Origin of the sequence: Uliginosibacterium sp. TH139 (assembly GCF_002855595.1) — a bacterium.
Lineage (GTDB): Bacteria > Pseudomonadota > Gammaproteobacteria > Burkholderiales > Rhodocyclaceae > Uliginosibacterium > Uliginosibacterium aquaticum.
In genome coordinates, this window is the sequence record NZ_PKRR01000004.1 from 78,539 (window position 1) to 92,869 (window position 14,331).

Here is a 14,331-nt window from a genome sequence, read left to right on the forward strand (position 1 = left end):
TATCTGTTCACACCCGAGTGCCTGTGTTTTCTGCCTGCGCGGGCAGGATGCGATTGCGGCCGCCTTCCTTGGCAAGGTAGAGCGCGGCATCGGCATGTGAGACGAGCTGATCGAGTGACTCCCCGGCTTGCCATTGAGCCACGCCACCGCTGATCGTGACGGCAATTGCGCCGTTGCCAGTAGTGATCGGGGTGAGCGCCAGCTCCTCGCGCAGGCGTTCGGCGACCTGACAGGCTTCCGCGAGTCGCGTGTGGGGTAGCAGGGCGATGAACTCCTCGCCGCCCCAGCGGGCCAGCAGATCGGTGCTGCGCAGCCCGCCGAGGCAGCGCTGCACGGTTTGTTTGAGTACCTCGTCACCGATGTTGTGGCCTTGGCTGTCGTTGATGTGCTTGAAGTGGTCAATATCCAGCATCAATAAGCTCAGGGCTTCGTCATAACGACTGCTGCGGGCAATCGCGCGTTCGGCTTCGTCGCGGAAGTGGCGGCGGTTGGCCAGGCCGGTCAGGACATCTTCGCGCGCCAGGCGCTGTAGTTCGCGTTCGGCTATCCGCCAGCGGGTGATGTGGTTATCGAAACCGACAATTACTGGGTCGCCGTCGAAATAAGTGCTGCGGCGCTTGCTGATGATGCGGAAGACCTCTTCGCCGCTGGCCTGGCGAATCGTGTGCTCTTCCTTTTCGATTTCGGCGCCCCTCAACACGGCCTCGTCTTCCTGTAGCGAGAGCTTGCGCGTTTCCTCGTTTTCGTAGGGCAGGGCATTCGGAGCCTTGACTACTTCGGCGCGGCAACGCTGGTGGTAGCGCAGGAAGGCTTCATTGACCAGCACATAAAGGCCGCCGGCTTTCTTCACATAGACCGGGTCCGGGATCAAATCCACCAGACGCTGCACGAATTCGAAGGTGTTGCGGCGCAGCTCGGTTTCACGCTCGAGTGCTTCCTTGATCTGCAGTTCGGCCTGGCGCCATTTGGTGATATGGCGATCGATGCCGACCACCACCGGCATGCCATCGATATAGAGGCAGGCGCGTTTGCTTACCACGCGGTACACCTCCTCGCCGGTGGCACGGCGCCGGGTGTGCTCCTCGCGCAGGATCTCGGCGCCATCCAGTACGGCCAGGTCCTCTTCCAGCGAGCGTTGCCGGCTGGCATCGGAGAGATGCGGGAAGTCCTGATCCGGGTCCAGCAACTCGGCCTTGCTGCGGTTCTGGTAATCGGCAAAGGCATCGTTGATGAGGAGGTAGTGGCCGTCCTTCTTCACGTAGACCGGATCTGGAATTACGTCGATGAGGCGTTGCACGAAGGCTTCTGTGCGCTCGCGCAGGGCCGTTTCTCGCTGCAAGGAGGCCTTCAGCTCGCGCTCGGCTACGCGCAGGTCGGTCAGGTCGATGCTGCTGCCGACGATTACCGGCTCGCCCAGGGCGTTGATGCAAGTGCCCTTGGACAGGATGCGGAAAACTTCGCGGCCGGTATGCGGATGCGGCAGTTGCTCCTCGCGCAGGATGCGCTCGCCGGCCAGCACGCTGCCGTCTTCTTCAAAGAGCTGGCGCATGCGCTCGGGGCTGGCACTTTCTTTCAGACCCATATGCTCGATCAGCTCTTCACGGGGCATGAAGGCGTCGCGCGCCATGGCTTCGTTGACCATCAGATAGCGGCTCTGTGCATCCTTCACGTAGACCGGGTAGGGCAAGAGATCCAGCACCCGTTGCACGAATTCGAGCGTGGCATTGTGATGCTCGCGTTCCCGCTGTAGCACCGTAGCCAGCTGGGCTTCGGATTCGCGCAGTACGGTCACGTCGATATTGATGCCAACGATGGCGAGCTCGCCTTCCGGGGCCGGGCAACTGCCCTTGATCACGATCTGATGGCAGCGCTCGCCGGTGATCGGCCGGGTTGCACTCTCTTCCTTCTGTATCCGTTCGCCGGCGAGCACCCGGCTATCTTCTTCAAGCGACGTATGCGATTGCGGGCGATCAGGCATCAGCTCCCGATGGCTGTGCCCCAGAATCTGGTCACGACTCAATTGGTAGCGCTCGATCAGCGCGCTATTCACCCAGCGGTAGCGGCTCTGCGAATCGCGGATGTAGAAGGGGTAGGGGATGACGTCAATCAGGTGCTGAATGAAGTCTCGCGTGCGTTGCGCGACAGCTGTCTGCTCCTCCAGTGCTGCCTGCAGGCGCAGTTCGGCATGGCGTATGCGGGAAATGTCGAAATTTGCGCCGACGATTACGCGCGTGCCCGTCGCATCCAGGCAGGTTCCCTTGGTTACGATGCGAAAGCGCGCCTCGTGGCTGACGGGGTGAAGCACTTCTTCTTCCTTGTAGACCATCAGCCCTTGCAGGACTTCGGCATCTTCGGCGGCGATCAGTGCGGCGGTAGCAGGATCTGGCGCCAGATCACGGGCGCTGCGACCCAGGATGGCTGCACGCGGCTGGCCCCGCTGGAGCGCGAAGGCCTCATTGATCATGATGTAACGGCCGGCAGCATCCTTGACGTAAACCGGCTCTGGGATCACATCGACCAGACGCTGCACGAAGTTCTGTACCTGTTCGTGGCGTTGTTGCTCACGCTCACGCTCGCGCAACAGCCAGAAGCCGGGCAGCAACATGCCTGCTGCCGCCGTGAGCCAGACTGCCAGCTCGGCCGGCAAATCGGCAAGCGGGCACAGCAGCGCCACGAGTGGGGCTGCGGCGAGCGTGCCAGCTGTTTTCAGGAGAGTGGAACGCGTCAAAGGGACTCCTTGCTGACTTCCGGTAATAACGGCCTCGACGGCAGGAAGCTTGATGATTCGGCGCAAAAACCTCACCGTCAGGGTGGATAGGTTCTGCTTCTGGCCGGCATACAATCCGCGCATGAATTCCGCAAAAACCTTCGGTATTTCCGGCTGGTCAGGTTCCGGCAAGACGACCCTGATCGAAGCCCTGATTCCGCTCTTCACTGCGCGCGGCCTGCGTGTGTCGCTGATCAAGCATACCCACCACGGCTTTGATATCGACAAGCCCGGCAAGGATTCCTTCCGCTTTCGCGCGGCCGGAGCCAGTGAGGTGATGCTGGCCGGCGAGCAGCGCTGGGCGCTGATGCGTGAGTTGCGTGAGGAGCCGCAAGCCTCGCTGACCGAGTTGCTGGCCCGGCTCTCTCCGTGTGATCTGGTTCTGGTGGAGGGTTTCAAATCCGCCGAGCTGGCCAAGATAGAAGTCCATCGTCCTGCGCTGGGCAAGCCCTTCTTCCACGCCGAATTTCCCGAGGTGGTAGCGATTGCCAGCGATGCGTCGCTCGAAAGCGACTTGCCGGTGCTGGCGCTGAACGATCCACCGGCCATTGCAGAGTGGATCCTGCAGTTCCTGAAACTGGCCTGAATCAAGGCCGCTGCCGGTCTGCGCGTTTCACACTCCCTCGTCTTCCGTCTTCCTACTACCGAAAATGCTTAGCTACGAACAAGCCCTCCAAACCCTGCTGGCCGCGGCAACTCCAGTCGTCGGGCGCGAAACTGTAGATCTGCTGGCGGCTGCCGGTCGGGTACTGGCTAGCCCGATACGGGCCAGCCTCGATGTACCACCGGCGGACAACTCTGCCATGGATGGCTATGCCTTACGTGTGGAGGATGTGGCGCCTGGCGCCTTGCTTGAGGTGAGTCAGCGCATCCCGGCCGGCAGCGCCCCGGTGGCATTGCGTCCGGGTACGGCTGCCCGCATCTTTACGGGGGCGCCGATTCCGCTTGGTGCCAATGCCGTCGTGATGCAGGAGAAATGCATTGCTGAGGGCGAGGCGGTGCGCGTCGAGCATGCCCCTGGCGTGGGTGAGAACATTCGCCGTGCCGGCGAGGATATTGCCAGCGGCAGCGTCGTGCTTTCCGCCGGTACCCGCCTGGGGGCTGCGCACCTGGGGCTGCTGGCTTCCATTGGCGTGGCGCAGGTTGAGGTGTTTGCCCGTCTGAGGATTGCGGTGTTCTTCACCGGTGATGAGTTGGTGACGCCGGGCGCACCGCTGCGGTCCGGCCAGATCTATAACTCCAACCGCTACGTGTTGCACGGTCTGCTGGGCGCCTTGGGCTGTGTGGTGACGGATCTGGGCATCGTACCGGATGATCTGGGGGCGACACGCTCGGCCTTGCGCGAGGCGGCAGCGGGCCACGATCTGGTGCTGACCTGTGGCGGCGTGTCGGTGGGCGAGGAGGATCACGTCAAGGCGGCTGTCATAACTGAAGGCGCGCTGGAGACCTGGAAGATTGCCATCAAGCCCGGCAAGCCTTTCGCGCTGGGGCGTGTGGGCGAGACGCCCTTTATCGGGCTGCCGGGCAACCCGGTGTCGAGCTATGCCACCTTCCTGATGCTGGCGCGACCCTATATCCGTCGCCGCCAGGGCGAAACCGAGGTGCTGCCGCAGGCTGTGCAGGCGCGTGCAGACTTCAGCTGGCCAAAGGCTGGCGGGCTGCGCGAGTTTCTGCGCGTGCGGCGCAATCAGGCGGGCGGGCTGGAGCTGTTTCCGAAGCAGGGCAGTGGCGTGCTCAGCTCCTGTGCCTGGGCCGATGGCTTGGTCAGCAATCCGCCGGGGCAGATTATCCAGCCGGGTGATCTGGTGTCCTACATCCCTCTTGGAGACGGTCTGTGAGTGTGACGATCCTGTATTTTGCGAGCCTGCGCGAGGCGCTCGGCCGCAGCGAGGAACACTTTGATCTGCCGCCGGGCGTGGTGACCGTGGGCGCCCTGCGCGAGAGCTTGTGCGCACGTGGCGGTGACTGGACTGCGCTGGCACCCGGCAAGGCGGTGCGTGCGGCGGTGAATCAGGAGCTTGCGCAGGCCGGCGCGGCGATCAAGGATGGTGACGAGATCGCCTTCTTCCCGCCTGTAACGGGCGGCTGAAAACAAGTGTAGCCCAGATGAAACGTAGTGAAATCAGGGGCTTTGGGGAGGGATCCCGGATTGCGTTTCGCTGCATTCTGGCTACGGAGAAAGCACGATGACAGTCAGCGTTCAAGAGCAGGATTTTGATCTCGGTGCCGAGTGCGTCGCGCTCACCGCCGGGCGCAGCGATGTGGGCGCCGTGGCGACTTTCGTTGGCCATGTGCGCGGCGACGGCGGCCTCGTGGCGATGAGCCTGGAGCATTATCCGGCGATGACCGAGAAGGCGCTGGCCGGCATCGTGGACGAGGCCTGCGCGCGCTGGCCGCTGCTCGGCGTGCGCGTGATCCATCGCGTGGGACGGCTCTTGCCGGGCGAGCGCATCGTCTTCGTGGGCGTGGCCAGCAGTCACCGCCAGGCGGCTTTCGAGGCCTGTGCGTTCGTCATGGATTATCTCAAAACCCGCGCACCCTTTTGGAAGAAGGAAGAAACTCCGGCTGGTAGCCGCTGGGTGGATGCGCGTGAGAGCGATGAAGCGGCGCTGACGCGCTGGGCGTGATGTTTCTCGTTGGAGCGAGGCGCGCCTCGCTCCAACAATAGATAGCGCCGTGCAGACCGGCGCTTACAGTGTCTTCAGCTTGCCGCGCAGCGCTTCGATGCTGCGATAGCCCTTGCGCTCCATGATGGCGCTCAGTTCGCGGTTCAGGCGCGCAAAGATGCGCGGGCTGTCTTCATGCAGGGCCGTGCCGACCTGAACCAGCGAAGCGCCGGCCAGCAGATGCATGAATACCTGTTCGCCACTTCTCACACCGCCGCAGCCGATCACCTGCTTGTCGGGGCAGCGCCGGTAGAAGGCATTCACGTTGGCCAGCGCGGTGGGGAGCACGTAATCCCCGCCGATGCCGCCGAAGCCATCTTTGGGCTTGATCACCACGCTCTCGTTCTCGATATCGATCACCAATGCGTTGCCGATCGAGTTGATGCAGGTGACGAAGGCCACCAGCGGGTATTTGTTGAGGATCGCTGCGGCGGCGTCGAAGTGGGCGATATCGAAATAGGGCGGCATCTTCACGCCGAAAGGCAGCGCATATTCAGCGCTTACGGCGGCCAGCATGCGGTCCATGGCTTCGAAGTCGTAGGCGATCTGCGGCTTGCCCGGCACGTTGGGGCAGGAGAGATTGAGCTCGACGATGGCCGGAATATAGGCGTCGCGTATGGCTGCCATCATCGTCAGATTGTCTTCCAGGGACAGGCCTGCCACTGAGAAGAACAGCGGCTTGGCAGCGTAGTTGTGGCGCCGGGCGTAGTCGAGGTAGTAGGCATAGCCCTGGTTGGGCAGGCCCATGGAGTTGATGCTGCCCAGCGCTGTAGCGGCGTAGCGTGGCTCGGGGTTGCCCTCGCGCTCGAGCAGGGTGCAGCTTTTTGTGATCAGGCTGCCGGCGGCGCTGGCGGCCAGCGCGTCGAGTTCATCGGTGTAGCGGCAGTGCACGCCGGAGGCGTTGAGGAGCGGATTGGCAAACTTGATGCCAAGCAGTGAGGCAGACAACAGGCTCATGGATTCGGCTTCCAGCTTTTTTTTGAGGGGGAAGCCGGATTCTAGACGGTTCGCCGCAAGTGCCTTCTGGGACACATCAAGACTTGCAGAGGCCCGGGCGGGCCTCTGCTCCGCTGGCTGAGGATTTCAGGCCTGCTTCAGCAGCGTCTGCAGACGCTCTTCGGTGAGGCTGGCGTCCCAGTCGAATTTTGCGCCTTCGGCATAGGCGCGCTGCACCGCCGGGCGAGCCGCCATGCGTTCCAGATAGGCGACGATGTGGGGGAACTGCGTTATATCCATCTGCTGGCGTTCGTGCAGCAGCACCCAGGGGTAGATCGCCATGTCGGCAATCGAGTAGTCGCCCGCCACGTAATCGCGGCCGTCCAGTTGCTTGTTCAGCACGCCGTAGAGGCGCGCGGTCTCATCCGTGTAGCGCTTCATCGCATACGGAATCTTCTCCGGTGCGAACTGGTTGAAGTGGTGGTTCTGGCCAGCCATTGGGCCGAGCCCGCCCATCTGCCAGTTGAGCCACTGCAGCACCTGGGCGCGGGCATGGCCCGCGGAGGGCAGAAACTTGCCGTGCGTTTCGGCCAGCACGGTAAGGATGGCGCCGGACTCCATCAGGTTCAGCGGGCCACCGGGGAAGTCAGGGTCACGAATGGCCGGGATGCGGTTGTTAGGCGCAATTGCCAGAAAGCTCGGCAGGAACTGGTCATTCTTGCGGATGTTGATCGGGATGATGCGATACGGCAGGCCCAGCTCCTCGAGCAGGATGGTGATCTTGTGGCCGTTGGGCGTAGGGGCGTAGAACAGGTCGATCATCGGGCGTCTCCGGAGATGAAAAGGCATGCCCGGTCAGGGCCGGGCAGAAGAGGCTGCACCCGGGGCGGGCCCGGGTGCGAAGAAGCGTCATTGCACTGCGAAAAGCGCGCTCAGGCAAGCGGCGCCGGGAGGCGTCCCGTTCAGAACTCCTGCACCGTGGGGCGCAGCACGATCTCGTTGATGTCCACGTCCGCCGGCTGCTCGATGGCATAGGCAATCGCGCGCGCCACGGCGTCGGCCGGAATGGCGATCTTGTAGAAATCCTTCACGAAGGCCGAGCTTTGTTCGTGGGAGCTGCCCAGCTTGAGTTCGGAATCCACCGCGCCCGGCTCGATGGTGGTGGTGCGGATGCTGCCGCCGACTTCATGGCGCAGGCCTTCGGAGATGGCGCGCACGGCGAACTTGGTGCCGCTATACACCGTGCCGCCGGGGCTGAACACCTTGAGGCCGGCCACCGAGGCGACGTTGATGAAATGGCCGCTGCCTTGCTGCTGGAAGACGGGCAGGGCGGCGGCGATGCCGTAGAGCACGCCCTTGATGTTGATGTCGATCATGCGTTCCCACTCGTCGACTTTCAGCTCGGTGAGCGGGGCGATGGACATCAGCCCGGCGTTGTTGATCAACACGTCCACCCGGCCGAACACCCGTTGCGCGGTGGCGACGAGGGCTTGCAGATCGTCGGCGCGGGTCACGTCGGTGACCACCGCTTCGGCCTTGCCGCCGGCATTGCGGATCTCGGTGGCGAGGGCTTCGAGCTTGTCGGCCCGGCGGGCGGCGAGCACCACGGCTGCGCCGCGCGAGGCGAGGAGGCGGGCGGTGACCGCGCCGATGCCGGAGCTGGCGCCGGTGATGATGACAACCTTGGATTCGATGTTCTGGCTCATGTTCATATCCTTTCGGGGGCAGAGGGAAAAGCGGAAGCGATGGAGACAGTATGCAAAGACTCTTTGTGCCGATAAATGGAAACGTTAAGATTTCAGAATTCCAATTTCAGGAATTGAAACCATGCTCAACCGGCTCGAAATGCTGCGCATCTTTGTGGCAGCGGCGGAGGCCACCAGCTTCAAGGAGGCGGCGGTGCGCATGGGCATTTCGCCGCAGGTGGTGACCCGGGCGGTGAAAGAGCTGGAAGAGTCGCTGGGCGAGCTGCTGTTTCATCGCAGCACGCGGCAGGTGCGGATCACGGCTTTTGGCGAGGCCTTCGTCGCGCGCGCCCGCGAAGGCGTGCAGCAGGTGGATCAGCTCTTTCCGCAGCGCGGCGAGGCGGCTGAAGGCGAGATCGCGGGCAGAGTGCGGATTGCGGCGCCACTGGCCCTGGGGCGCTTGCGCCTGATGCCGGCGCTGGCGCAGCTGTCTGCAGAACATCCCGGTTTGAGCTTCGATCTGCGTCTGTCGGACCAGATCGCGGATGTGGTGGACGAGCAGATCGATGTGGGCGTGCGCATTGGTTTTCGACGCGACAACCGTTTCATCGCACGACCGGTGTCGCAGCTTTCCTTCCATGTGGTGGCTACGCCGGCGCTGATCGCGCGGGTCGGGCGTCCGCAGCGGATCGAGGATCTGCATGCGCTGCCGACCAGTGCGATGCTCGACAAGGGGAGCGGCCGGCCCTGGCCCTGGCTGTTTGCCGGCGGGCAGCAGTTTCATCCGGAGCGCACCGCTTTCATTTGCGACGATGCGGAAACCGAGGCCCAGGCGGTGCTGGCCGGCATGGCTTTCGGTCAGGTTCCGGGCTTGCTGGCCGAGCCGCATGTAGCGGCGGGCCGGCTCGAAGAGGTCTTGCTCGAAGTCGCGCCCGAGCCCTGGAACATCTACGTTTATCGTCCCCAGCGTGGACCGGTGCCGGCGCGCATCCGGCGGGTCTTCGATGTGCTGGTGACGGCTTTGTCAGCGCCGGGCGAGCCTGCCGGACCCGCGGAGGAACGGGTCCGGCAGCCGCTGTGACAGGGCTGGCCGTTGCAGCGGCCAGCCTGAGGACGCTCAGTTGCGCTTGGTGAGCACCGATTTCAGGCCATTGCGTTGCACCCAGGCCGGATATTCCTGTTTGAGCAGCGGTGCGGCCTCGGTGGTGAACCAGTTGTACTTCACGCGGCGCTCGTAGCTCACTTCTTCGAAACGGCTGCGCGGTTTGCTGTCGCGCGCCGAGAACAGCGGCTTGCCCTGTTGCAGGTCGTAGAAGCGGGCCCAGGTCACGTCGTCGCTGTTGCCTTTTTCCATCACGAAGTCAAAGCCGTACTCAAGCGTCCGGTCTTCGCGGCGCGCGCGCTTGAGGCCGCTGAGCTTGGCGCTGTCCAGCCATGCCACCGCATCCTGAACGGCCTGCACGATCTCCGGCGCGGGTTTTTCGACACTCATCAGGAAGCGCACCACATTCACGCTTTCACCACCGCTGATCGAGGGCAGCTCGAAAGCACGCCCCATGGCCGGCTGCAGATTTTCGACGTCGTACTGTGCGCACCAGCCGGTGCGCTTGCTGCCGATGCGGATCTGCGTACGCAGGATCAGTAAAAGTCCCGTGTCATACGCAACGCTGGCGCGCTTGGCCTGTACCGGGCTGACGAAGGCGAAGTCGTCGCGCAACTGGGCCACGTCGCGCAACACTTCGAGCACATTTGCCATTGCATTGTCATTGAAGGTGATGTGCGACTTGTAGCCTTGCGGTGCCGGCCAGTACTGCTGCCAGCCGCCGCTGGGCTGCTGGGCGGAGAGCAGGTAGTCGAGGCCGCGATCAATGCTGGCTCGGATTACTTCGTCGGGATGGCTGCGGTAGGCCGCCGCCAGCGCCTTGAGTTGCTTGGTGGTGGCGTCGTTATCGATGGTGGATTTGGCTTTGAAGCCACTCAGGGCGGCGCGGTTGACCGGCACAGTGAGGCTGGCATCGCGTTCCAGTTTGGGCCAGCCGCCATCGGCGTTCTGATAGCCGATGATCACGCCGGCCACCTTGCGGCCCTCAGCGCTGGCCCAGAAGGCGGCATCCTGCTTGTCCAGATTGCCTTCGACGACCGGGCCACCCTTGGCCACACCGGCCACCTTGTTGCCGGCGGGCAGGATCAGGGAGGCTGTGTAGCGCTGGCGGGTCTTGTCCCACTTGGAGTAGGCACCGAACTGATCGAAGACCCAGTGCGCGGACACCCACAGATTGGCGTTACGCCACTGTGGAGCGATATCGGCCTGCACATCGGAGTTGCCAACGCGAACAGTCGTCTGCCCCGCCTTGAGCAGCAGCGTCTTGCCGTTGAGGGTGAAGCGGGCGGTCTGTTGCGCAGGATCCAGCTCCGCTTCGCCACCCAGGCCGAGGATGATGGCGTTCAGCGGCGCCAGCATGCGCTCGCCAGGGAGCAGCTCCGGTTGCGAGTAGAGGCCTTCTTCCAGTTCCTCGTAGCCACCATCGATCGAGTAGTTGGGCTCACCCATGATCAGGGCCACGGTCTTCAGCACACTGCCGGCGCGGGCAGGGGCGCTGCCGGTGGGCGGTGCATTGTTGCTGACCGGCGTCTGGGCAAGGCTCGCGGAAATGAACAGCGAGGACAGGATGATGAAACTTGTACGGCGGATGAGGTGCATGCGGCGAGGCTTTCTTGGAGGGTTGGAACGCTGGTAGGGGTAAACCCTAGATAATTGGTGTTGAAAGAGGACTAAATCCCGACGAACGGCTGTCGGAATGCCGTTCGTCGCCACTCGCTGCGGGATGAGCGGTTTTTTTGCTGGGCCTCTGTGATCAGCTACGATGGAGCGACTCCCGACTCCCGACTCCCGACTCCCGACTCCCGACTATGAGCATCGAATACCGCGTTGAAGCCCGCAATCCACAAGCCCATTTGTTCAGTGTCACGCTCACGCTGGCCGCGCCTCAGGTAACGGGCGAAATCCTCCGCCTGCCGGCCTGGATTCCCGGCAGCTACATGATTCGCGAGTTCGCCCGCAATATCGTTGAAATCCGGGCCAGTCAGGGCGGCAAGGCTGTGGCACTGGAGAAGCTGGACAAGCATTCCTGGCGCACTGCCAGGCTCGATCCGGATCTGGCGCTGGTGGTCGAGAGCGTGGTTTATGCTTGGGACCTGTCGGTGCGCTGCGCGCACCTGGATCAGAGTCACGGCTTCTTCAACGGCACCCAGCTTTTTCTGCAGGTGGCGGGGCGTGAAAAGCAGCCGCACCGGGTCGACATCCGCCGCCCGGAAGGTGCTGATTTTGAGCGCTGGAAAGTGGTCACTACCTTGCCCGTGGCGACGAAGCGCAGCGTAGATAAAGCCGGGTTTGGCCTGCGTGAAGCACCGGATTACGACACGCTGATTGATCACCCGGTTGAAATGGGGGCCTGGCAGTCGGTGAAGTTCGAAGCGGGGGGCGTGCCGCACGAGATGGTCATTACCGGGCGTGCCGTGTTCGATGCCCAGCGCCTTGCTTCAGACCTCAAAAAGGCTTGTGAAGCCGTGCTGGCCCATTTTGGCAAGCGCCCGCCTTTCAGCCAGTATCTGTTCATGACGCTGGTGGTGGGCGAGGGCTATGGTGGCCTGGAGCATCGCGACAGCACCGCACTGATCTGCTCGCGCAATGATCTGCCGGTGCCAGGCGAGCACAACATGAGCGAGGGCTACCGGACTTTCCTGGGACTATGCAGTCATGAGTATTTTCATGCCTGGAATGTCAAACGCATCAAGCCGGCGGTCTTTACACCTTACCGTCTGCAGGAAGAGAACTACACCCGCCTGCTGTGGGTGTTCGAGGGGTTTACTTCTTATTACGACGATCTCGCCCTGCTGCGTGCGGGGCTGATTACCCCGGCCGAGTATCTGGGGCTGATGGCGAAGAACATCACGGCGGTCGAACGCAATGGCGGGCGTCTTAAACAGAGCGTGGCCGACTCTTCCTTCGATGCCTGGACCAAGTATTACCGCCAGGACGAAAACAGCCCGAACGCCATTGTCAGTTACTACCAGAAGGGTGCGCTGGTCGCTTTTGGCCTGGATCTCACGATCCGCGCCAAGACCGGCGGCGCGAAATCGCTCGACGATGTGATGCGCCATCTGTGGCAGCACTACGGGGCGGACTCGGCCGGCGTGCCCGAGGGGGCCATGCCGGCCATCATCAAGGCTGCGACCGGCGTGGATGTGCGGCGTGAGGTGGCTCGTTGGGCTGAGGGCACGGAGGATGTGCCACTGGCGAAGCTGCTGAAGCCTTTCGGCATCAGCCTGAGCCGCAAGTCTGGTTCGCGCAGTGGCGGGCTGGGCCTGCGCACGCGTACCGAGGGTAATGTGCTGAAACTCGCCAATGTGCTCGATGGTGGCACGGCGCAAGCGGCAGGTCTGTCGGCGGGAGATGAGCTGGTCGCGCTGAACGGATTACGGGTGACTGGCAGCAATCTCGACAGCCTGCTCGCCCGCTGCAGCGTCGGCGACGCACTGGAGATCCTCGTTTTTCGTCGCGATGAGTTGCTGCGCTGTACTGTGTTGCTGGCCGCGCCGCGCGTCGACGAGTGCCAGTTGGCACTGGTACCCGGGGCGACGGACAACGCCCTGCTGCAGGGATGGCTGAAGCGCGCCTGAAGCTGTTCAGGCGCGGCGTTTGAAGTCTTGCAGGCGGAAACCAAGTGCGAACAGGGTGGCGAAATAGGCAAACATGCCGCCCCCCATTACCAGGGCCAGATGGCCCAGCCGCCACAGCGTGCTGTGGGTGAGCCAGTCGCTCTGCGCGCCCATGCCCAGTTGCAGGGTGCCGCCCAGGACCAGCAAGGCTAGTAGCAGCTTGGCACCGAAAACCGGCCAGCCAGCGCTGGGATGGAAGGCTTCACGGCGGCGCAGGCCACGATAGAGCAGAGCTGCGTTCAGTGTGGCAGCAAGGCTGATCGAGAGGGCGAGGCCTGCATGGCGTAAATCCAGTACGAAGATGAAGAGCAGGTTCATCAGCTGGGTAGCCGTTAGCGAGACCAACGCGTACTTGAGCGGAGCGCGGATGTCCTGGCGGGAATAGAAAGCAGGAGCAAGGATCTTCACGCAGATCAGGCCGATCAGGCCCACGCTGTAGGTTAGCAAGGCATCACGCGTCTGCAGGGTGTCTGCGGCTGTGAAGGCGCCGTGCTGGAACAGGGTCGCCGCAAGGGGCACGGCCAGCAGCATCATGCCTACGGCCGCCGGCGCGGTGAGCAACAAGGCAACGCGCAGGCCCCAGTCCAGGGTGGCTGAAAAACCGGCTGCGTCGTTCTGCGCCTTCATTTTCGACAGGCTGGGCAGCAGGATGGTGCCCAGCGCTGCACCAAGCAGGCCCAGCGGGAACTCCATCAGGCGATCAGCGTAATTGAGCCAGGAGACACTGCCGGTCGGCAGCCAGGAAGCGAAGGCTGTATTGATCAGCAAGCTCACCTGTGCCACGGATACGCCCAGCGTGGCGGGCCCCATCAGCTTGAGAATGCGCATTACGCCCGGATCCTTGGTCGATAGAGCGAAGCGCGGCAGCATGCCGATCTTTGCAAGGGCCGGTATCTGTAGCGCGAGTTGCAGGCAACCACCAATGAAGGCCCCCCAAGCTAGCGCCTCTACCGGCTGGTCGAAATGCGGGGCGGCAAAGAGGGCCATGCCGATGAAAGAGAGATTCAGTAGTACCGGCGTGAAGGCCGGGATCGAGAAGCGGCTCCAGGTGTTCAGAACGCCCGCGGAGAGCGCCACCATGGCCATGAAGAAGATATAAGGGAAGGTGATCCGGGTCAGCTCGACCGTCAGCGCAAATTTTTCCGGGTTGCGCGCGAAGCCGCCGGCTGTGGCGTGGATGATCCAGGGCGACGCGATCACGCCGAGAATGGACACCACGAGTACGATCAGTCCGAGCAGGCTGGCGACATGATTGATCAGAGCATGTGTTTCCGCTTCGCCACGCTGGCTGCGGTACTCGGCCAGAATGGGCACGAAAGCCTGCGAAAACGCCCCCTCGGCAAACAGGCGGCGCAGCAGGTTGGGCAGGCGGAAAGCAACATTGAAGGCGTCAGTGAGCATGCCAGCGCCAAAAAGATTGGCGACCAGCATTTCGCGGACCAGGCCGAGGACACGCGAAAGCAGGGTGAGGCCACTGACGGTGGCAAGCGCCTTGAGCAGGTTCATGGCAGGGGAAAGGTCGGCGGGTACAGGCCGGCAGGTGCGCTGGAAGCGGCGA

General features: G+C 63.0%; 12 protein-coding genes. 6 read left to right on the forward strand and 6 right to left on the reverse strand.

Features of this window, described 5'->3' with window-relative positions:
* Positions 1-7 precede the first annotated feature (7 nt).
* Positions 8-2,728: a diguanylate cyclase gene (locus tag C0V76_RS10270; RefSeq protein ID WP_158239208.1), complete on the reverse strand. Its 2,721-nt coding sequence runs from the start codon at positions 2,726-2,728 to the stop codon at positions 8-10.
* Between the two features lie 121 nt (positions 2,729-2,849).
* Between C0V76_RS10270 and mobB the strand changes: the two genes are divergently transcribed.
* The 4 genes from mobB to moaE all read left to right on the forward strand — a co-directional run bounded on the left by mobB (position 2,850) and on the right by moaE (position 5,394).
* Positions 2,850-3,353: a molybdopterin-guanine dinucleotide biosynthesis protein B gene (mobB, locus tag C0V76_RS10275; protein WP_101942321.1), complete on the forward strand. Its 504-nt coding sequence runs from the start codon at positions 2,850-2,852 to the stop codon at positions 3,351-3,353.
* A gap of 64 nt (positions 3,354-3,417) precedes the next feature.
* Positions 3,418-4,605, forward strand: a complete 1,188-nt coding sequence (gene glp, locus C0V76_RS10280) for a gephyrin-like molybdotransferase Glp (RefSeq protein ID WP_101942322.1) — start codon at positions 3,418-3,420, stop codon at positions 4,603-4,605.
* Entirely contained in the window at positions 4,602-4,856 is a 255-nt protein-coding gene (moaD, locus tag C0V76_RS10285) for a molybdopterin converting factor subunit 1 (protein ID WP_101942323.1), read from the forward strand. The genes glp and moaD overlap by 4 nt, the downstream gene beginning before the upstream one ends.
* A gap of 97 nt (positions 4,857-4,953) precedes the next feature.
* Positions 4,954-5,394, forward strand: coding sequence for a molybdopterin synthase catalytic subunit MoaE (moaE, locus tag C0V76_RS10290; protein ID WP_101942324.1), 441 nt, complete (start codon positions 4,954-4,956; stop codon positions 5,392-5,394).
* Positions 5,395-5,457: 63 nt separating this feature from the next.
* Here moaE and C0V76_RS10295 read toward each other — a convergent pair whose 3' ends face one another.
* The 3 genes from C0V76_RS10295 to C0V76_RS10305 all read right to left on the reverse strand — a co-directional run bounded on the left by C0V76_RS10295 (position 5,458) and on the right by C0V76_RS10305 (position 8,075).
* Positions 5,458-6,390 (reverse strand): dihydroorotate oxidase, encoded by a 933-nt coding sequence (locus C0V76_RS10295; RefSeq protein ID WP_101942754.1) that lies wholly within the window; start codon positions 6,388-6,390, stop codon positions 5,458-5,460.
* 126 nt (positions 6,391-6,516) lie between these two features.
* On the reverse strand, positions 6,517-7,191 hold the full coding sequence (locus tag C0V76_RS10300; RefSeq protein WP_101942325.1) for a glutathione binding-like protein: 675 nt from the start codon (positions 7,189-7,191) through the stop codon (positions 6,517-6,519).
* A gap of 140 nt (positions 7,192-7,331) precedes the next feature.
* The gene (locus C0V76_RS10305) at positions 7,332-8,075 is read right to left on the reverse strand and encodes an SDR family oxidoreductase (protein WP_101942326.1); all 744 of its coding nucleotides are present in this window, start codon (positions 8,073-8,075) and stop codon (positions 7,332-7,334) included.
* A 121-nt stretch (positions 8,076-8,196) separates the two neighbouring features.
* Here C0V76_RS10305 and C0V76_RS10310 point away from each other — a divergent pair, with 121 nt between their 5' ends.
* The gene (locus tag C0V76_RS10310) at positions 8,197-9,135 is read left to right on the forward strand and encodes a LysR family transcriptional regulator (RefSeq protein WP_101942327.1); all 939 of its coding nucleotides are present in this window, start codon (positions 8,197-8,199) and stop codon (positions 9,133-9,135) included.
* A gap of 36 nt (positions 9,136-9,171) precedes the next feature.
* Here the strand turns inward: C0V76_RS10310 and pelA are convergent, their stop codons facing one another.
* A complete protein-coding gene (gene pelA, locus C0V76_RS10315; RefSeq protein ID WP_101942328.1) occupies positions 9,172-10,755 on the reverse strand; it encodes a pectate lyase in 1,584 nt (527 codons plus the stop codon).
* Positions 10,756-10,964: 209 nt separating this feature from the next.
* Between pelA and C0V76_RS10320 the strand changes: the two genes are divergently transcribed.
* Positions 10,965-12,734 carry a M61 family metallopeptidase gene (locus C0V76_RS10320; protein WP_101942329.1) on the forward strand — a complete coding sequence of 590 codons (1,770 nt, stop codon included), beginning with the start codon at positions 10,965-10,967 and terminating at the stop codon, positions 12,732-12,734.
* Positions 12,735-12,740: 6 nt separating this feature from the next.
* On the opposite strand, the gene murJ is transcribed toward C0V76_RS10320, so the two are convergent.
* Positions 12,741-14,279 (reverse strand): murein biosynthesis integral membrane protein MurJ, encoded by a 1,539-nt coding sequence (murJ, locus tag C0V76_RS10325; RefSeq protein ID WP_101942330.1) that lies wholly within the window; start codon positions 14,277-14,279, stop codon positions 12,741-12,743.
* Positions 14,280-14,331 lie beyond the last annotated feature (52 nt).

Excerpts from the sequence above, each read along its gene's own strand:
- pelA (WP_101942328.1), bottom strand. The coding sequence starts at position 10,755 with ATGCACCTCATCCGCCGTACAAGTTTCATCATCCTGTCCTCGCTGTTC.
- glp (WP_101942322.1), top strand. The coding sequence starts at position 3,418 with ATGCTTAGCTACGAACAAGCCCTCCAAACCCTGCTGGCCGCGGCAACT.
- C0V76_RS10305 (WP_101942326.1), bottom strand. The coding sequence starts at position 8,075 with ATGAGCCAGAACATCGAATCCAAGGTTGTCATCATCACCGGCGCCAGC.
- C0V76_RS10310 (WP_101942327.1), top strand. The coding sequence starts at position 8,197 with ATGCTCAACCGGCTCGAAATGCTGCGCATCTTTGTGGCAGCGGCGGAG.
- C0V76_RS10295 (WP_101942754.1), bottom strand. The coding sequence starts at position 6,390 with ATGAGCCTGTTGTCTGCCTCACTGCTTGGCATCAAGTTTGCCAATCCG.
- C0V76_RS10300 (WP_101942325.1), bottom strand. The coding sequence starts at position 7,191 with ATGATCGACCTGTTCTACGCCCCTACGCCCAACGGCCACAAGATCACC.
- murJ (WP_101942330.1), bottom strand. The coding sequence starts at position 14,279 with ATGAACCTGCTCAAGGCGCTTGCCACCGTCAGTGGCCTCACCCTGCTT.
- moaE (WP_101942324.1), top strand. The coding sequence starts at position 4,954 with ATGACAGTCAGCGTTCAAGAGCAGGATTTTGATCTCGGTGCCGAGTGC.
- C0V76_RS10320 (WP_101942329.1), top strand. The coding sequence starts at position 10,965 with ATGAGCATCGAATACCGCGTTGAAGCCCGCAATCCACAAGCCCATTTG.
- mobB (WP_101942321.1), top strand. The coding sequence starts at position 2,850 with ATGAATTCCGCAAAAACCTTCGGTATTTCCGGCTGGTCAGGTTCCGGC.